At 73.1% G+C, this 17,703-nt stretch carries 14 protein-coding genes and 1 tRNA gene; 7 read left to right on the forward strand and 8 right to left on the reverse strand.

Going from position 1 to position 17,703, the window contains the following annotated elements; all coding sequences use genetic code 11:
- The first annotated feature begins 95 nt into the window (after positions 1–95).
- Entirely contained in the window at positions 96–2,528 is a 2,433-nt protein-coding gene (pepN, locus tag QQZ14_RS00365) for an aminopeptidase N (RefSeq protein ID WP_284532167.1), read from the forward strand.
- 9 nt (positions 2,529–2,537) lie between these two features.
- Here pepN and QQZ14_RS00370 read toward each other — a convergent pair whose 3' ends face one another.
- The 3 genes from QQZ14_RS00370 to QQZ14_RS00380 are packed head-to-tail and all read right to left on the reverse strand — an operon-like array spanning position 2,538 to position 5,564.
- The gene (locus QQZ14_RS00370) at positions 2,538–3,509 is read right to left on the reverse strand and encodes a ribose-phosphate diphosphokinase (RefSeq protein WP_342395212.1); all 972 of its coding nucleotides are present in this window, start codon (positions 3,507–3,509) and stop codon (positions 2,538–2,540) included.
- 43 nt (positions 3,510–3,552) lie between these two features.
- Positions 3,553–5,037: a bifunctional UDP-N-acetylglucosamine diphosphorylase/glucosamine-1-phosphate N-acetyltransferase GlmU gene (gene glmU, locus QQZ14_RS00375; RefSeq protein ID WP_284532169.1), complete on the reverse strand. Its 1,485-nt coding sequence runs from the start codon at positions 5,035–5,037 to the stop codon at positions 3,553–3,555.
- Between the two features lie 29 nt (positions 5,038–5,066).
- A complete protein-coding gene (locus QQZ14_RS00380; protein WP_284532170.1) occupies positions 5,067–5,564 on the reverse strand; it encodes a GNAT family N-acetyltransferase in 498 nt (165 codons plus the stop codon).
- 50 nt (positions 5,565–5,614) lie between these two features.
- Here QQZ14_RS00380 and QQZ14_RS00385 point away from each other — a divergent pair, with 50 nt between their 5' ends.
- Positions 5,615–6,193 (forward strand): TetR/AcrR family transcriptional regulator, encoded by a 579-nt coding sequence (locus QQZ14_RS00385; RefSeq protein ID WP_284532171.1) that lies wholly within the window; start codon positions 5,615–5,617, stop codon positions 6,191–6,193.
- Here QQZ14_RS00385 and QQZ14_RS00390 read toward each other — a convergent pair.
- Positions 6,182–6,260 (reverse strand) — tRNA-Gln (locus tag QQZ14_RS00390). The genes QQZ14_RS00385 and QQZ14_RS00390 overlap by 12 nt on opposite strands.
- Before the next feature lie 455 nt (positions 6,261–6,715).
- On the opposite strand from QQZ14_RS00390, the gene QQZ14_RS00395 reads away from it, so the two are divergent.
- The 5 genes from QQZ14_RS00395 to QQZ14_RS00415 are packed head-to-tail and all read left to right on the forward strand — an operon-like array spanning position 6,716 to position 13,614.
- Complete coding sequence (locus QQZ14_RS00395) at positions 6,716–8,314, forward strand: hypothetical protein (protein WP_284532172.1); 1,599 nt, start codon at positions 6,716–6,718, stop codon at positions 8,312–8,314.
- Positions 8,315–8,355: 41 nt separating this feature from the next.
- Positions 8,356–9,456: an ATP-dependent DNA ligase gene (locus tag QQZ14_RS00400; protein WP_284532173.1), complete on the forward strand. Its 1,101-nt coding sequence runs from the start codon at positions 8,356–8,358 to the stop codon at positions 9,454–9,456.
- A gap of 33 nt (positions 9,457–9,489) precedes the next feature.
- Positions 9,490–10,071 carry a hypothetical protein gene (locus QQZ14_RS00405; RefSeq protein ID WP_284532174.1) on the forward strand — a complete coding sequence of 194 codons (582 nt, stop codon included), beginning with the start codon at positions 9,490–9,492 and terminating at the stop codon, positions 10,069–10,071.
- A 7-nt stretch (positions 10,072–10,078) separates the two neighbouring features.
- Entirely contained in the window at positions 10,079–10,951 is an 873-nt protein-coding gene (locus QQZ14_RS00410) for a hypothetical protein (protein WP_284532175.1), read from the forward strand.
- Positions 10,948–13,614 (forward strand): stealth conserved region 3 domain-containing protein, encoded by a 2,667-nt coding sequence (locus tag QQZ14_RS00415; RefSeq protein WP_284532176.1) that lies wholly within the window; start codon positions 10,948–10,950, stop codon positions 13,612–13,614. The genes QQZ14_RS00410 and QQZ14_RS00415 overlap by 4 nt, the downstream gene beginning before the upstream one ends.
- On the opposite strand, the gene QQZ14_RS00420 is transcribed toward QQZ14_RS00415, so the two are convergent.
- Genes QQZ14_RS00420 through alr form a run of 4 tightly spaced genes read right to left on the reverse strand, consistent with a single transcriptional unit; the run spans position 13,592 to position 17,700 of the window.
- The gene (locus QQZ14_RS00420) at positions 13,592–14,584 is read right to left on the reverse strand and encodes a sulfotransferase family protein (RefSeq protein WP_284532177.1); all 993 of its coding nucleotides are present in this window, start codon (positions 14,582–14,584) and stop codon (positions 13,592–13,594) included. The genes QQZ14_RS00415 and QQZ14_RS00420 overlap by 23 nt on opposite strands.
- 22 nt (positions 14,585–14,606) lie before the next feature.
- Entirely contained in the window at positions 14,607–15,551 is a 945-nt protein-coding gene (gene tsaE / locus QQZ14_RS00425; RefSeq protein WP_284532178.1) for a tRNA (adenosine(37)-N6)-threonylcarbamoyltransferase complex ATPase subunit type 1 TsaE, read from the reverse strand.
- Positions 15,548–16,585, reverse strand: coding sequence for an alpha/beta fold hydrolase (locus QQZ14_RS00430; protein ID WP_284532179.1), 1,038 nt, complete (start codon positions 16,583–16,585; stop codon positions 15,548–15,550). Before QQZ14_RS00430 ends, tsaE begins: the two co-directional genes overlap by 4 nt.
- Complete coding sequence (alr, locus tag QQZ14_RS00435; RefSeq protein ID WP_284532180.1) at positions 16,582–17,700, reverse strand: alanine racemase; 1,119 nt, start codon at positions 17,698–17,700, stop codon at positions 16,582–16,584. Before alr ends, QQZ14_RS00430 begins: the two co-directional genes overlap by 4 nt.
- Positions 17,701–17,703: the final 3 nt, after the last annotated feature.

The following is a 17,703-nucleotide window of genomic DNA, read 5'->3' on the forward strand; positions in this document are numbered from 1 at the left end:
TCGATCACGGAGCCCACTGGGGTGCTCCCTCGCCGAGGCAACCTCGAGAGTCTAGCGGGGTCACGGCGCTGGGAGCCAATCCGTAGGGTCGGACCATGTCGTTCAGCAGGTCCCTCACCCTCGCGGAGGCACGCGCCCGCGCCGCCGCCATCTCGGAGGTCTCGTACGCCGTCGACCTCGACCTGACCTCGCCCGCCGCCGGGACCTTCGGGTGCCGCACCAGGGTGCGTTTCACGACGAGCGCGCCGGAGACCTTCCTGGAGCTGACCGCGGCGACCGACCTGTCCGTCACACTCGACGGCCGCGTCGTGCCGCCGGCGTACGACGGCCGGCGACTGCGGCTGTCCGGGCTGGCGGGCGCGCACGAGCTCGTGGTGGCGGCCCGGCTGCCCTACGTCACCGACGGCGACGGCATGCACCGGATGACCGACCCGGCCGACGGGGCGACGTACGTCGGCGCCTACCTCGGCATGGACATCGCCCAGAAGGTGTTCTGCTGCTTCGACCAGAACGACGTCAAGGCGCCGATCGCGCTGACGGTCCGGGCCGACCCGGGCTCGACCGTGCTGGCCAACGGCCGGACGCTGTCCTCGCCGTCGGAGTCGGAGGCCGGCGAGTGGTCGTTCGCGCCGACGCCGCCGATCCCCCCGGCGCTGTTCGTGGTCGCCGCCGGGCCCTGGGTCTCGCGGCGCTGGGAGCACGCCGGGCTGCCGTTCGGCTGGCACGCCCGCGCCTCGCTCGCCGCCGAGCTGGACCGCGACGCCGAGGAGCTGCGGGCGATCACCGAGGGCTGCTTCGACCACTACGCCCGCATCTTCACCGAGCCCTACCCGTTCGACTCCTTCGACCAGGTCTTCGTCCCGGGCCTCAACTGGGGCGCCCAGGAGATGCCGGGCTGCGTCACCTACCGCGACGAGTACCTCCCCCGCGGCGCCGTCCCCGAGGACCTGCGGATGTTCCGCGCCGCGGTCATCGCCCACGAGATGTCCCACATGTGGTTCGGCGACCTGGTGACGATGACCTGGTGGGAGGACACCTGGCTCCAGGAGTCGTTCGCCGACTACATGGGCTACCGGGTCGCCGCCGACGGCGCCGGGTTCCCCGGCGCGCTGCTCGGGCACGAGGCCCTGCGCAAGCCCGGTGCGTACGACGCCGACGAGCGCCGGTCCACGCACCCCGTGGCCCCGGACGCCGAGGACGTGCCCGACGTCGACTCGGCCGCGACGATCTTCGACTCGATCTCCTACGCCAAGGGCAACTCCGTGCTGCGGCAGCTGGTGACCTGGCTCGGTGACGAGACGTTCCTGCGCGGGGTGAACACGTACCTGACCCGGCACCGCTTCGCGAACGCCACGCTCGAGGACTTCGTCGCCGCCCTCGACGAGGCCTCCGACCGGGACGTACGGGAGTGGGTGCGGCTGTGGCTGCGGACCACCGGCTTCGACACCGTCCGCGTGCAGCGCGGCGGCCCGGACGGCACCGTGCCGGTGCTGCACCGCGACGGCGTCCGGCCGCACCGGCTGCGGGTGACGGCGTACGACGACTCCTGGGCGGAGGTCGGCAGCGAGCTCGTCGACCTGGGCGACGAGCCGGTGCCCCTGCCCGCGTTCGCCGGACGAGTCGTCGTGGCGAACAGCCACGGCGAGACGTTCGCCCGGGTCGTGCTCGACCCCGCATCGCGGGCGGCGGTCGGGAGCGGACTCTGCCGGGTCGACGACGACCTGACCCGGGCGGTGCTCTGGACGATGCTCTTCGACGAGACGCAGACCCGGGCGCTCGACCCATTGGCCTTCGTCGACGTCGTCGAGCGGCACCTGGCCGGGGAGCGGAGCGCGTCGCTGGTGTCGGCGGTGCTGTCGCGGACGCTCGACCGGGTACTGCCGCTGCGGGTGCCCGCCGGGGCCGCGGCGACCACCCTCGACGGGATCGCGTCGGCGTGCGAGACCGGGCTCATGCACGCCTGCACCCCCGAACTCGCGCTGGCGTTCGCGTCCGGCTTCGCTGCGACCTCGCGCGAGGCCGCGACGCTCACCGGCTGGCTCGAGTCCGGCCGGGTCGGCGAGCTCCCGCTCTCCCCCGCGCTGCGCTGGCGTGCGGTGCGGCGGCTGGCGGAGACGGGCGCGGCGGACGCCGCGTTCGTCGAGGAGCAGCGGCTCCGCGAGCCCGGCGTGGAGGCCGAGCTCGGCGCGGCTGCCGCGCTCGCCGCCCGGCCGACCGAGCAGGCCAAGGCGGAGGCGTGGGCCGCGGCGGCCGACCCGGACGTCGACAATCGTCGCTTCGGCGCGCTCGTCAGCGGGCTCTGGTCGGCCGAGCAGGCCGGGCTGCTGGCGCCGTACGTCGACCGCTACCTGCGCGAGGCGCCGGGCTGGGCCGGCCGCGGGCAGGCCTTCGCCCAGGTCGTCGGCCGGGCCCGGCCGGCGCTGGCGCTCGACGCGGCGCAGGTCGCGGCGCTCGAGCAGGCGCTCAAGGGCGACCTGCCGACCGTGCTGCGCCGGCAGTGGGAGGACTGGCGGGACGATCTGAGCTGAGGTCGGTGACTAGGCGTGCCCGTCGAACATCGAGGTCACCGAGCCGTCCTCGAACACCTCACGGATCGCCCGAGAGACGAGCGGCGCGATCGAGAGGCTGGTGAGCTTGTCGAACTCCCGCTCCGGGGGCAGTGGCAGCGTGTTGGTGACCACGACCTCGGCGGCCGGGGAGTTCTTGAGCCGGTCGACGGCCGGGTCGGAGAGGATGGCGTGGGTCGCGGCGATGATCACGCCCGCGGCGCCGTCGTTCATCAGCGCCTCGGCGGCCTTCACGATCGTGCCACCGGTGTCGATCATGTCGTCGACCAGCACGCACATCCGGCCGTGCACGTCGCCGACGACCCGATTGGCGACGGTCTCGTTGGGCCGGTCGGTGCGGCGGGTCTTGTGGATGAACGCCAGCGGCGCGCCACCGAGGCGGGCCGACCAGCGCTCGGCGACCTTGATCCGGCCCGCGTCCGGCGACACCACCGCGAGCGGCTGGTGGCCGTACTTGTCGCGGACGTAGTCGGCGAGGATCGGCAGCGCCATCAGGTGGTCGACGGGACCGTCGAAGAAGCCCTGGATCTGGTCGGCGTGCAGGTCGACGGTGATCAGCCGGTTGGCGCCGGCCGTCTTGAACAGGTCGGCCATCAGCCGCGCCGAGATCGGCTCGCGTCCCTTGTGCTTCTTGTCCTGGCGGGCGTAGCCGTAGAACGGCATCACCACAGTGATCCGCTTGGCGGAGGCTCGTTTGAGCGCGTCCACCATGATCAGGTGCTCCATGATCCACTCGTTGATCGGAGCCGTGTGGCTCTGGATCACGAACGCGTCGCAGCCGCGCACCGACTCCTCGTAGCGCACGTAGATCTCGGAGTTGGCGAACTCGTAGGCCGACTGCGGAGTCAGCGGGGTGCCCAGCAGGGTGGCGACCTCCTCGGCGAGCACGGGGTGGGCCCGGCCACTGAAGACCATCAGGTTCTTCTCGGTGGTCTTCTTCATTCCGGTCACGGTGCGTTGCTCCTCGGTCGCCGGAGTGGGATGGTCAGGATTCTGCCACGTCCCGTTCACCGTCCGGACCGACGACCGGTCCGTCCTCGGCGGCGAGCGCCTCCTCGGCGGCACGCGACTGGGCGGTGCCGGCCCGCTTGGTCAGCGCCCAGCGCTCGATGTTGCGCTGGGGTCCGCTCGACACGGCCAGGGCGCCCGGCGGCACGTCGCGGCGTACGACGGTCCCAGCACCGGTGCCGGCCCCGTCGCCGATCTCGACCGGCGCGACGAAGGTGCTGTTGGAGGCGGTCTTCGCGTGCCGACCGACCTTCGTGCGGTGCTTGTCGACCCCGTCGAAGTTGGCGAAGATCGTGCCCGCGCCGATGTTGGCGCCCTCCCCGATGTCGGCGTCGCCGACGTACGAGAGGTGCGGCACCTTGGCCCCGTCGCCGATCGTCGCGTTCTTGGTCTCGACGAACGCGCCGATCTTGCCGCCGGCGCCGAGGTTGGTGCCCGGGCGCAGGTAGGAGAACGGGCCGACAGTCGCCTCGCCGCCGATCACGGCCAGCTCGGCGTGCGAGCGCACGACCCGGGCACCTGCCCCGATCTCGCAGTCCTTGAGCGTGGTGTCGGGGCCGATCACCGCGTCCTCGGCGACGACCGTGGTGCCGAGGAGCTGGGTGCCGGGCAGGATCGTGACGTCCGGCGAGAGCTCCACGTCGGCGTCGATCCAGGTCGTGGCGGGATCCATCACAGTGACGCCGTCGTGCATCCACCGGGTGACGATGCGCCGGTTGAGCTCGGCGCCGAGCCGCGCGAGCTGGGCGCGGTCGTTGACGCCCTCGGTCTGCATGACGTCCTCGATCGTGTGCGCCCCGACGGTGAGGCCGTCCTCGCGGGCGATCGCGATCGTGTCGGTCAGGTAGTACTCGCCCTTGGAGTTGTCGTTGCCGATGCGCGGCAGCGCGCTGCGCAGGAACTCCGCGTCGAAGGCGAGGATGCCGGAGTTGATCTCGCACACCTCGCGCTGCTCCGGCGTCGCGTCCTTCTCCTCGACGATCGCCTCGACGTCGCCCTCGTGGTTGCGCAGCACCCGGCCGTAGCCGAACGGGTTGTCGACGATCCCGCTGAGCACGCTCACCGCGCGCTCCGCGGCCTCGTGCTCCGCGGCGAAGACCCGCAGCGACTCGCCCTCCAGCAGCGGGGTGTCGCCGTACGCCACCACCACGGTGCCGGACGTGTCACCGACCGCCTCCATCGCGACCCGGACGGCGTGCCCGGTGCCGAGCTGCTCCTCCTGCACCGCGAGCACCACGTCCGGCCCGAGCTCGCGGATGTGCTCGGAGACCTGCTCGCGCTGGTGGCCCACGACCGCGACGATCCGGTCGGGCTGCATGGCCCGGGCCGCCGTCAGGACATGGCCGATCATGGTGCGCCCCGCGATCGGGTGCAGCACCTTCATGGTCTTGGACTTCATGCGCGTGCCGCCGCCGGCGGCCAGCACGATGACGGTCAGTCCGGTCGACTGTCCTGCGCTCACGCAGATCCCCCTCCGAGTGGTCGGAAGCATCACTCTATTGCGTGCAGGTCCAGCTCCCAGGTCTGGCCGACCAGTTCGTGCCCGAAGCTGTGGTGAGGCTGCTCGCCGACCAGCTCGAACCCGGCCGCCTGGTAGATCCGGCGGGCCGAGGTGAGGACGCTGTTGGTCCACAGCGTCACCCGCGCGTAGCCCGCGTCCCGGGCGAACTCCACGCACCGGGCCACGAGCTGCGTCCCCAGGCCGAGGCCGCGGTGCACCGGGTGGACCAGGAGGATCCGCAGCCGGGCGGTGTCCTCCTCGTCGCTGCGCATGCAGAACACGCAGCCGGCCCGCTCGCCGTCGACCTCGGCCACCCAGGCGCGCTCCCGGTCCGGGTGCCTCGCCGTGGCGTACTCCGCGACGATCCCGGCGACCAGCTCCTCGAAGGTCGCGTCCCAGCCGTACTCCCGCGCGTACAGCTCACCGTGGGCCATCACCACCCAGCCCAGGTCGCCGGGCCGCCCCAGCTCGCGGATCACCATGTCCATCTCGCCTCCCGCTACTGACACGACTGTTTCAGTGGTGTCACACTAGGCGGGTGCCACCTCCCTCGACAAGCCCCTCGGCCCGCGAGACCGAGCTGCTCGAGCTGGCCTATGAATGGACGCTCGAACACGGACTGAGCGACCTGTCACTGCGCCCGCTGGCCGCGGCGATCGGGTCGAGCCCGCGAGTGCTGCTGTTCCTGTTCGGCAGCAAGGAGGAGCTGGTACGCCGACTCCTCGCGCGGGCCCGCGAGGACGAGCTCGCGTGGCTGCGATCGCACGAGCCCGCCACCCGCGGGCTGGCCGGCACGCTCGTCGAGACCTGGGCCTGGCTCGCCGACCCGGCCCACGACGCACTGCTGCGCATCTGGGTCGAGGCCTACGCCCGCTCCCTGGTCGACCCGACCGGGCCCTGGGGCGACTTCGCCCGCACGACCGTCGAGGACTGGATCGGCCTGCTGGCGCGGGCCCAGCCCGCGTCCGAGCGCCGTACGGCCCGCGGCCGGAACCGGCGGACGCTCGCCCTCGCGGTGCTCCGCGGCGGCCTGCTCGACCTGCTCGCCACCGGCGACCGCGCCCGCGTCGACGCCGCCGTGCGGGTCGCCGCTGCGGAGCTGGAGCTCCCCGGGTAGGAGTCGAACCTACGTCGCTAGTCCTGATTCAAAGTCAGGCGGGCCCTGCCGGCAGACCAACCGGGGATAGGTGAGAAAGCCTAGGGCCCGCCTGGCGGGGCAGCACCTCGGCCCGGCAGACCAACCGGGGATAGGTGAGAAAGCCTAGGGCCCGCCTGGCGGGGCAGCACCTCGGCCCGGCAGACCAACCGGGGATAGGTGAGAAAGCCCAGGGCCCGCCCGGCGGGGCAGCACCTCGGCCCGGCAGACCAACCGGGGATAGGTGAGAAAGCCCAGGGCCCGCCCGGCGGGGCAGCACCTCGGCCCGGCAGACCAACCGGGGATAGGTGAGAAAGCCCAGGGCCCGCCCGGCGGGGCAGCACCTCGGCCCGGCAGACCAACCGGGGATTGTCAGCCCACAGGTTGCGCCGGCCGCCCAGCCCTCAGGTACCGGACCTTCCCGCCGATGCACACCACGGGGCCCGACCGATTTCCAGCGGAGAGCGGGCCACCTGCCGCAAACTCGGATGTGGAGGGAACACCGTGAGAACGCGCAGATCGACGTCTCTGGTCGCGCTGACCGCCATCGCCGCGATGGCCCTGGCCGGCGTCCTTGCGGCGCCCGGTGCACCGGCGGCCGGGTCGGCTCCGACGGCCACCGTCAAGCAGGCGGCCGGCACGGGGACGCTCGCCGTCTCCCCCGCCCGGTTCGTCGGCGGACAGTCGCTCACTTGGACCGGCCGGCTCCCGCGGCCGGGCGTGCGCACCATCACCATGCAGCGCTTCCTGAACCGCCCCGGCGACAGCTGGCTCGACGTCGACGGGTTCTCGGCCAGGACCCGGGCGGACGGGTCGTTCTCGTTCCGCTACCCGGCCCCGGACATGATCGACATCGGGTTCCGCGTGAAGTCCGGGGCGCTGGTCACCGAGAAGCTCGACCTCTTCCCGGACCAGCAGGACGTCGTGCTGTGGGCCGAGCAGCTCGTGCCCGGATCGGGGCGGGCGACGGCCACCACCACCGTCACGGCTGGGCTGCCGTTCGTGATCGTCGCCGACACCGCGCCCAAGGCGGGCATGCCGGTGTTCCCCGGCCGGGTGCTGACCCTGCAGCGCCGGGTCGGTGCGACCGCGTGGCTGCCCGTCGGCGTCACGGTCGTGGGGCCCACGGGCGAGGGCCGCTTCCTGGACCTCACCCAGGGCATCGGGACCCCCGTCTACCGGGTGGTCGAGGCCGACGTGACCAGCGATGGGAACCGGATCGGCTGGTACCCGTCGTTCCCGACCTACTTCGACGTCGTGGCGTCGACCGACCGGCCCGCCGTCGCCACCCGGACGCCGGAGCGGCCCGACCGGACGACGTACGCCGCCGCCCCCCGCCCCAGCCTGAGGCGGACGTCCCAGACCGCCGCCCTGCGGTGGAACTGGGGCTACCCGATCTTCGACTTCGACTGGACCTCCGGTGAGTCGCTGACCTCCAAGCCCTGGCGGGGCTCGCGGCCCCGGGGCGTGTGGACGGAGTACCTCGGCGGCACCGGGCGGGTCGCCAAGCGCAGCGGCCAGCTCGGGCTGTCGAGTGGACGCACCGACCGCTACGGCAGCGGCAACCGGGGGACGACCGCCACCACGCTGCACGGCAACGCGCAGAGCTACGGCCGGTGGGAGGTCAAGCTCAGGACCGTCACGCTGACCGGCGGCGCTCGCTACCTGGTCCGCGCCGAGCTGGTGCCCGAGCGGGCCCGGGACTACGACTGCGGCGCCCACAACATCACGATCGCCGAGGTTCAGCAGGGCCAGGCGACCGCCCTGATCGGCGCCGCGAAGGGCACGACCCGCTGGACGCGCACGATCAACCTCGGGGGCATCGAGGGCAAGGCGCCCTCCGTCGCCGTCGAGCTGATGGACGACCACGTCACCTGGTTCGCGGACAACCAGCCCGTCGGCGTGCTCAAGGCCCGCAGGATCACCGGCGGGGTGCCGATGACGCTGCGGCTGAGCCTGGTCGGCGTCGACGGTGGCGTCGAGATGGCCAACACCACGCTGCTCTCGGACTGGCAGCGCGGCTTCCCGCTCAACCGCTCGCCGGGAGTGCTCAAGGGCCCCTCGCTCACCAAGTCGACGCGCACGGCCTCCTGCGGAGGCTGACGAGCGGCGGCCGGATCGAGGCTGAGGCTAGCCTCGACCCCGTGGACCTGCCCGTGATGCCGCCCGTCCAGCCGATGCTCGCGAAGTCCGTGTCGGGGATCCCCGACCCGGCCAAGCACGGCGGCCTGAGCTTCGAGCCCAAGTGGGACGGCTTCCGCTGCATCCTGTTCAAGGACGGCGACGAGGTCGAGCTGGCCAGCCGCAACACCAAGCCGCTGACCCGCTACTTCCCCGAGGTCGTGGCGGCCGCCCGCGAGCGGCTCCCCGACCGCTGCGTGCTGGACGGCGAGGTCTTCGTCGCGCTGCGCAACGACCAGGGGCACCAGCGGCTGGAGTTCGAGGTGCTCCAGGAGCGGATCCACCCGGCCGCGTCGCGCATCGACATGCTCAGCGAGAAGACCCCGGCCTCGTTCGTCGCGTTCGACCTGCTGGCGCTCGGCGACGAGTCGTACGCCGAGCGGCCGTTCGCGGAGCGGCGGGCCGCGCTGGAGCAGGCGCTCGCGGGGCTGACCGGCCCCTGCTACCTCACCCGTACGACCACCGACCCGGGGCTGGCCGAGGAGTGGTTCCACCAGTTCGAGGGGGCCGGGCTGGACGGCGTGGTCGCCAAGCCGCTGGGGTCGGCGTACCAGCAGAACGCTCGCAGCATGCTCAAGATCAAGCACGAGCGCACCGCCGACGTCGTGGTCGCCGGCTACCGCGAGCACAAGACCAGCACGCCCGAGAAGCCGCTGCTCGGCAGCCTGCTGCTCGGGCTGTACGCCGATGGGGAGCTCCAGCACGTCGGGGTGAGCGCGAGCTTCACCGCGGCTCGCCGGGCCGAGCTGATCGAGGAGCTTCAGCCGCTCGTCGTGGACATCGCCGATCACCCGTGGGGACGTTGGAACGAGTTCCTGACCGCCAACCCGGACCGGGCGCCGGGCACCCAGAGCCGGTGGAGCCAGGGCAAGGACCTCTCGTTCACCCCCCTGCGGCCCGAGCGGGTGCTCGAGGTCGCCTACGACCACATGGAGGGCCGGCGGTTCCGGCACACCGCCCAGTTCCGGCGGTGGCGCCCCGACCGCGATCCCGAGTCGTGCGGCTACGACCAGCTCGAGGAGCCGGTCAACTACGACCTGGCTAGGATCCTGAGCGTCGACTGATTCGACGAACGGCCGACAGAGAGGCAGCGCTCCATGTCCGACAACTCATCCGACAACTCGTCCGGAGGCCCCGGCCAGGGTTACGCCGTCGTGCTTCTCGTCGAGCAGGCGCTCACCGCCCATGACGCCGCCCAGGTGCACTCGTTGCACGAGGCTCTCGAAGAGCCGGTGACCTATCACGTGCTGCTCCCACTCGAGGACGCCGCAGCCCGTATCGAGTCCGCGATGGGCTCGCTGACCGCCGGCGACATGCTCGCCACCCCGACGATGCCGATGGGGGAGGTCGACCTCGACGCGGTGCGCAAGGACTGCGAGGAGCGCTCGAGCGCCGAGCTCGCGACCACGATCGAAGCGCTGCGCGCGAGCGGCGCCACCGCGATCGGCGAGATCGTCACCGACCCGCCCATCGACGCGCTGGCCGCCAAGGTGGCCGCTGTGGACGGCCGCGAGGCGATCATCCTGACCAGGCCGCACGTGGTGGCGGAGTTCTTCCACCTCGACTGGACCTCCAAGGCCCGACGCCGGATCGGGGTCCCGATCCTCCATCTGCTCGAGCACGAGACCTTCGACGAGCAGGCCGAGGGTTACGGCGACGAGGGCGTCACGGGGCTCTGATCGCGGCGTGAAGCTCTCCCCCCGGCTGGGGCGTTCGACCGCTCAGGCCGACCTGCCCGCCTCCGACGACCCGCCGCCACCGCCGCCGCCGGCGCCACCGCGCGGCAGCCCGGTCGCCGCCTACGCCGGCGTCCTCGACGGGCACACCCTGTGGCTGGCGGTCGACGCGGTGCCCGGCACGCTCGCGCTGCGCGACGACGCGGGCGGGGTGCACGTGCTCGACAGCGACCTACCCGAGCACGACCCGGCGTACCGCTCGGTGCGCAGCGACCTCCTCGACCTGCCAGGCGCCGACGAGGGCGGCTACGACGTCGTCGTGGTGCCTGCCCGCGGGCGCACGCCGCGCACCGTGTGGACCGCGCCGTTCGAGCGCACACCGATGCGCGTCCCGCCCGCTCCCGGTGGGGATTGGCAGTTCGCTCTGGTGCGGACCGAGGAGGGCATGCTCCGGGTGCGGCGCTCCCGCCCCGAGCCCCGCGCCGACGTGCTCGAGGTCGGCCTCACCGACGACGGCATCCGCGTCGTGCTCGCCCAGCCCCCGCAGCTCGGCCGGGGCGAGCCCCTGCTGCTCGCGCTGGACGGCGGCGAGGTGGTGGCCCGCTATCGCGTCGAGCGCCACGACGACACGCTCGTCGCGGTCATCACCTGCGACGGTCTGCCCGAGGGCCGCGACCAAGTGGTCCGCTGGGCGCTCGGCTCCCCCGAGGCGTGGGTGCTGACCCGCCGCCGGGCCAACGACCTCGTCAACCCCAACGCGGCCGTCCTGCTGCCGGTGCTCCCGGGCCCCGACTCCGAGGACCGGCTGCGGCTCAGGTACGGACCCGACGGCGCGCTGGCGGCCCGGGTCGTCGGCGTCGCCGAGGAAGGCGAGGACGCGTGAAGATCGCCTACGTCGTGTTCAACCTCGACGGGATGGGAGGCACGTCCCGCTCGGCGATCACCCAGGCCAACGCCCTGGCGGATGACCACGACGTACGGCTGGTGAGCATCACCCGCAGCGCCGACCGCCCCCACTACGGCATCGCCCCCCGGGTCGCCGTCGACTACCTCACCGACCTGCGCGAGGAGGCCCTGACCGACCCCCAGGCCCAGACTCTCAGCGAGCGCGAGTCGGTGCTGGTCCCGCGACGCTGGGACGCGCAGTACTCCGCCCTCACCGACCTCGCGATGACCCAGGCGCTGCCGGCGCTCGACGTCGACGTGGTCGTGACCGTGACCCCTGCCCTGTTGGCGGCGGTCGCCCAGCTCGTGCCGGACCGCGCGGTGCTCGTCCACCAGGAGCACCGCTCCTCCTCCGACCGCACCTCGGGGCTCGAGCCGCTGCTCGCCTTCGCTCCTCGCGCCGACGTGGTGGCGATGCTCACGCCGACCAACGCCGACTGGCTGCGCGAGGAGTTGGGTGACCTCACGCCCGAGATCGTCGTGATGCCCAACCCCCTCCCGCTCGGCTTCGCCCCGCGCTCCAAGCTCGACGGCCGGTTGATCATGTCGGCGGGCCGCTTCGCGCTCGAGAAGCAGTTCCACAAGCTCGTCCAGGCCTTCGGCGAGGTGTCCGACCAGTTGCCGGGCTGGCGGCTGCGCATCCTCGGCGACGGCTTCCAGCGCCACGAACTGCGCCGCCAGGCCCGCAAGTTCGGCCTGTACGACCGGCTCGAGATGCCCGGCAGCACAACGGACATGGCTGGCGAGTGGGCCAAGGCCAGCATCGCGGCACTCACCTCGCGAGCGGAGGGATTCCCCCTCGTGCTGCAGGAGGCGATGGCCGCCGGGGTGCCGGTCGCGAGCTTCGACTGCCCCTCCGGCCCGCGCGAGATCGTGGAGCACGAGGTCAACGGCCTGCTCGTCGCTCCCGACTCGGTGGCCGGCATGGCGGCGGCGCTCCTGCGTCTCGCGACCGACGACGACCTGCGCGTCCGGCTCGGCGCCGGCGCGCTCCACTCCTCGCGGCAGTGGGACGCTCGCGTGCTGGCCGAGCAGTGGATCGGGATCTTCGCCGACGCCCGCGCCCGCCGTGGCTCGCTCGGACGGGTCGCCGCCCGGGTCCAGGCACCGCCCCGCCGGGTCACGGCGGCGCCCGAGGCTCCTGCCGAGATCAGCGGCGTCACCCCGGCGCAGGCGCGTCACGTCGCGCTCGCGGCTGCAGTTGCCGCCGCCCGCTCGGTCACCGAGGAGTGGTTCGTGATCCCCGAGCACGAGTCGTCCACTCCCGCGGTCGTGGTCCCGATGACCGCCCGCGACGGGTTGCTCGCCGCGCTCGCCGAGGCCGATCTGCCGGCGTACCTGTCGCTGCGCGACCCCGGCGCGCAGGGCTGGCCCGAGCGTCGCGGCCCGGTCGCCACGCTCGCCACCGAGCTGCGCCGCGGCCGCACCGGAGCGGTCGTCCTCGAGCCCTGGCCCGACGACGGTGAGCGGGCCAGCCTGCTCGGGCACGGGTGCGGGGTGGCGCTGGAGTTCTGGGAGACCAGCATCGACGACGAGCTGGTCTCGACTCGGCCCAACCGCTACGCGCGCCGTATCCCGCGCGGCATCGCCACCATCGAGGCCGAGGTCGACGGCGTCGCCGTGCGCACCCTGCCGCTCATGACGGAGCGCACGGTCAACGAGTGCGGCTTCCCCATCGACGTCGTCTACACCTGGGTCGACGGCAACGACCCCGATTGGAACGCCGCACGCCAGCGACGGCTGGCCGGGCTGAGCGGCACCGCCCTGACCCGCGAGTCGAGCGGGCGGGCGCGCTACATCTCGCGCGACGAGCTGCGCTACTCCATGCGCAGCCTGCACCTCTTCGCGCCGTGGGTGCGACGGATCCACCTCGTCACCGCCGGGCAGGTGCCCGACTGGCTCGACACCTCCCACCCGGCGGTCCGGGTCGTCGACCACGCCGACATCCTCCCGCCCGAGGCACTGCCCACGTTCAACTCGCACGCGATCGAGACCTCGCTGCACCACGTCCCCGACCTGACCGAGCACTTCGTCTACGTCAACGACGACGTGTTCCTCGGGCGGCCCGTGCGGCCCGAGGTCTTCTTCAGCCCGGCGGGCCTGTTCGCGGCCTTCATGTCGCCCACCCAGGTCGGCCTCGAGGACGCGGCGGGGGCCGCACCGTTCCTCAGGGCCGCCTGGAACAACCGCCGGCTGCTGCAGGACACCTTCGGTGCCGTCACCACCAACAACCTCGCCCACACGCCGCACCCGCACCGTCGGTCGGTGCTCGACGAGATCGAACGCCGGTTCCCGGAGGCCGTCGGCGCGACCGCGGCGGCGCCGTTCCGCTCCGACAGCGACGTGTCGATGCTCAGCTCGCTGGCGCAGCACTACGGCCTGCTGACGGGCACAGCCTACGAAGGTGAGGCGACGTTCGAGTTCGTGAACCTCAGCAACAGCGACCTCGTGCGCCAGCTCAACCAGTTGCTGCGGCGCGACCAGGACTTCTTCTGCCTGGGCGACCACCACGACTACGCGGTGCCCGCCGCGCGCCTCGACGAGGAGCTGTCGGCGTTCTTCTCGACCTACTTCCCCGTCAAGGCGCCCTGGGAGCGCTGAGCTGCTCCTCGAGGCGGGCGATGCGCCGGTCGCGATTGGCCAGCTTGCGGTTGAGGTTGCGCCGCACCCGGCCGACCTGCGCCGTGGTCTCGTCGAGCGCGATGGCGGCCGCGAACTCGTACATCTCGACGTACTCCCCGTGGAGCTGCTCGAGCACGCCCTGCGCGCCCGCGTCGTGCGGCTGGTCGACGAGCGTGTTCACCGCCGCCCAGGTGCGCTCGGCGAGGTCACGCAGCTGCGGGGCGACCTCGAGGTCGTCCCACGTCACCTGCGAGCGGTTGAGCCGCTGGTCGACGAAGTCGTCGACCGGGTGCGGCGCGGTCAGGTCGCCGTCGTAGGTGACCGCGAGCTGGTCACCGGCCCGGGTCATCGCACGACGCCAGTCGGAGACGAGGTCGGCGTACGGCACGAACGCCCGCCGGTGGCTGCGCGTGACCCGCTCGGTCTCGAACGCCGCGTTGACCCACGCCGCGACATTGGTGGTCTCGCGCTGGCGGCGGAACGCGGGCGACTGCTCGGTGAGGTACGCCGTGTCGCGGCTGCGGACCACCTCGGTCGGGTGGCGCAGCATCGTGAGCGTGGCGACCTCGGCGCCCAGGGCACCGGCGACCCTCAGCCACAGGTCGTGCACCCAGAACTCACGCGGGTCCTTGATGAGGACCTGCGGGTGGTCGAGTTGGCCGGCGAGCCAGTCGTGGAGGCGTTGCTCGACCTCGGGCGTCACCGCCGCGGACGCCTGCTCGGCGGCGGTCGGGCGCGAGTCGATCGTGCGGACCGGGATCGGGTTGAGCAGCTCCTTGTGGAACTCCGTGACCCAGAGCGGCTCGTAGTAGCCGCGCGGGTTGGACTCGTCTGCGCCGACCTCGGGCTGGGGCACGTGCAGGCCCAGCCGCTTGAGCGTGCCGGCGACGCTGCTCGTGCCGCTCCGTCCGGAGCCGGTCACGATCACGAGCTTGACGTTGGTGGGCACCCCGGGAGGCTATCGCGACGGCTCAGCCGAGCCGTGGGAAGGACAGGCGGTGCCAGCGGGGTCCGATCGGGGTGACCTCGACACGGCGCGGGTCCGGGCCATCTTCGGCTCCGTCCGGATCCTGGCCTCCGCCGCGCGAGATCACCACCTCGAGACGCGACTCCGCGAGGCCTTCGGCGAGGCCTTCGCCCCACTCGACCACGGTGACGGCGTCGTCGACGGAGGTGTCGAGGTCGAGGTCGTCGAGCTCCTCGAGACCGCCGAGCCGGTAGGCGTCGACGTGGACCAGGTCGGGGCCACCGACCAGGGACGGGTGCACCCGGGCGATCACGAACGTCGGGGAGGTGATGTCGCCGCGCACGCCCAGGCCCGCCCCCAGGCCCTGGGTGAACGTCGTCTTGCCCGCGCCCAGCGCGCCGGTCAGCACGATCAGGTCGCCGGCCGCGAGCTGCCCGGCCAGCGAGCGCCCCAGCCCGCGCATCGCGTCCGCGTCGGGCGCCTGCCAGACGTGGGTGCGCAACGGCCGGCGCAGCTCCACGTTGGGCGAGTCGCGCCGGATCTCGCGGAACCCCTGCCGCTGCCAGAACCGGATCGTGGCGGGCAGCTCCTCGCGGGCGACCACGGTCAGGTCGTCGGACCCGTCCGCGGCCTCGACCGCCGCCTCGATCAGGGCCGCGGCGACGCCGTGCCCCTGAGCGGCCGGCACCACCCCGAACCGGCGCAGGTACGTCGTGCTCCCGACCGGGTCGAGCACCAGTGCCCCCGCCGGCTCGCCGTCGAGGCGGGCGAGCAGTCCGCCGCGGGCGGCGAGCAGCCCGGCGATGCTCTCCTCGGTCTCGCTCAGCGCCGCGGCCGGCGGGTCGAGCGTGGGGCGGACCTCGAAGGCCGCCCGCACGACGGCCAGCACCGCTGCCGCAGACTCGGGGCCGACGCGAGTGATCTGCAGCGCGCTCTCGTGGCGGGTCACCGCGGCTCCACCGTGCCGGTGGCGTCGAGCACCCCGTCGAGCTCGCCGTTGACCTCGTCGGACCGCTCCAGGATCACCATGTGCCCCGCACCGAGGCACTCCAGCAGCGTCGAGCCCGGGATCAGCGAGTGCAGCTTGCGGCTGTGCCCGACCGAGGTGAGCCGGTCCTCGGTCCCGCACACGATCGCCGTGGGCACCTTCGCCAGCACCCCGACCGCGTGGAACTTGTCGAGGCTGCCGAAGCCGGGGAAGAACTCCGCGACGACCTCGAACGGGGTGTCGGAGAGCATCTTGTCGACGAACTCGACGTAGCTGGCGGGGACCGGATCCCCGAACGCGAGCTGGTCGGTCGCGACCAGGGCGATGTCGCGGCCGAGGCGGCGCACGACGTCCACGGCCCGGTGTCCCCGGGCCAGCGCGGCGACGCCGCGGTGGACGCCGACGCCCGCCCACGGCGGCGCGATCGGGAGCAGCACGCGGCTGGGGTCCAAGCCGCCGGCCGTCGTGGAGAGCAGGGCGGTGCCGACGACCCGGTCGCCGAACAGCTCGGGGTGCTCCTCGGCGAGCGCCACGATCGTCATGCCGCCCATCGAGTGGCCGACCAGCACGACCGGCCCGTCGGGCGCGACGGCGTCGAGGACGGTGAGCAGGTCGCGGCCCAGCTGGTCGATGGTGGCGTTGCCGATCGGCGACCGGCCGGACCGGCCGTGCGAGCGCTGGTCGTAGTAGACGGCGCGCACCCGGCCGCGGTAGTGCTCGCGCTGCAAGTGCCAGCAGTCGAGGCTGAGAGCGTAGCCGTGGCAGAACACCAGGGTCACCGGCGATCCCGCGCACTCGTCGACCTCGACGTGCAGCGGGGTGCCGTCGTCGGCGACCACGGTCACCGGCTCCGAGCGCAGCGAGCCGAAGGCCGGGTGGCGATCCGCCGGGCGCCGGTTGATGGCCCGGCGCTGGCGCGCGACCCCGACGCGGGCGCCGGCGGCGGCGAGCCCGGCGGTCGCCGCGGCGCCGATCAGGTGGGTGCGGAGCCTCATCTGCCGACGTACCTCCTGGCCATCCGGCCGCCGATCCTGGTGACGATCTCGTAGGAGATCGTGTCCGCCGCCTCGGCCCAGTCCTGGGCGGTCGGCTCGCCGCGGGTGCCGGGCCCGAACAGCACGACGTCCTCGCCCCGCTCGGGCAGGTCGCCGTCGAGGTCGACCACGAACTGGTCCATGCACACCCGGCCCCGCAGCGCGCGTCGCTTGCCCCCGACCAGCACGTGGGCGGTGTTGCTGGCGTGGCGCGGGATGCCGTCGCCGTACCCGGCGGGCACCAGGCCGAGGGTGGTCGCGGTGTCGGCGACCCAGGTGTGGCCGTAGGACACGCCGGCGCCGGCCGGGATCGACTTGACCATCGCGAGGCTGGCGCGGACGGTCATGGCGGGGATCAGGTCGAGGTCGGGCGTGTGCCCGGGCGCCGGGTCGAGGCCGTACGACGCGAGCCCGAACCGGACCAGGTCGAAGCGGCTGCTCGGGCGCAGGAGCGCGCCGGCGGAGTTGGACAGGTGCCGCACCTCGGGGCGCAGGCCGGCGCGGTCGGCGACGTCGAGCGCGTGCCGGAAGGCCGCCTCCTGGGCGTCGTTGGCGGGGTGGTCGGGCTCGTCGCTGCACGCGAAGTGGGACCAGATGCCGGTGACCCGCCAGCGGCCGACCTCCTCACCGGCGCGGGCCGCGGCAACGACCTCGGGCCAGGTGTCGAGGGGCGCCCCGTTGCGGGACAGGCCGGTGTCGACCTTCAGCTGGACGCGGGCCGCGGCGCCGGTGGCCGCGATCTCCTCGAGCTGGGCGACCGAGGAGGCGGTGACGTCCACGTCGGCGGCGATCGCCGCCGCGAAGTCCTCGCCGGGCACGGCCAGCCAGCACAGCAGCCGGCCGCGGTCGCCGGCGGCGCGCAGCGCGACCGCCTCGTCGAGGGTGGCGACGCCCAGCCACTCGGCGCCCGCCTCGCGGGCGGCCCGGGCGACCTCGACCATCCCGTGGCCGTAGCCGTCGGCCTTGACCACGGTCATCGTCGGCACGCCGGCGACCTCGCGGAGCCGGCGGACGTTGTGCCGGACGGCGTCGAGATCGACGACGATCTCGGCGCGCGCGGCCGGGTGGGGGTTCATTCG

The organism is Nocardioides sp. T2.26MG-1, from assembly GCF_950101795.1.
Classification (GTDB): Bacteria; Actinomycetota; Actinomycetes; order Propionibacteriales; family Nocardioidaceae; genus Nocardioides.

Excerpts from the sequence above, each read along its gene's own strand:
- pepN (WP_284532167.1), top strand. The coding sequence starts at position 96 with ATGTCGTTCAGCAGGTCCCTCACCCTCGCGGAGGCACGCGCCCGCGCC.
- QQZ14_RS00370 (WP_342395212.1), bottom strand. The coding sequence starts at position 3,509 with ATGAAGAAGACCACCGAGAAGAACCTGATGGTCTTCAGTGGCCGGGCC.
- QQZ14_RS00380 (WP_284532170.1), bottom strand. The coding sequence starts at position 5,564 with ATGGACATGGTGATCCGCGAGCTGGGGCGGCCCGGCGACCTGGGCTGG.
- QQZ14_RS00405 (WP_284532174.1), top strand. The coding sequence starts at position 9,490 with ATGTCCGACAACTCATCCGACAACTCGTCCGGAGGCCCCGGCCAGGGT.
- QQZ14_RS00430 (WP_284532179.1), bottom strand. The coding sequence starts at position 16,585 with ATGAGGCTCCGCACCCACCTGATCGGCGCCGCGGCGACCGCCGGGCTC.
- alr (WP_284532180.1), bottom strand. The coding sequence starts at position 17,700 with ATGAACCCCCACCCGGCCGCGCGCGCCGAGATCGTCGTCGATCTCGAC.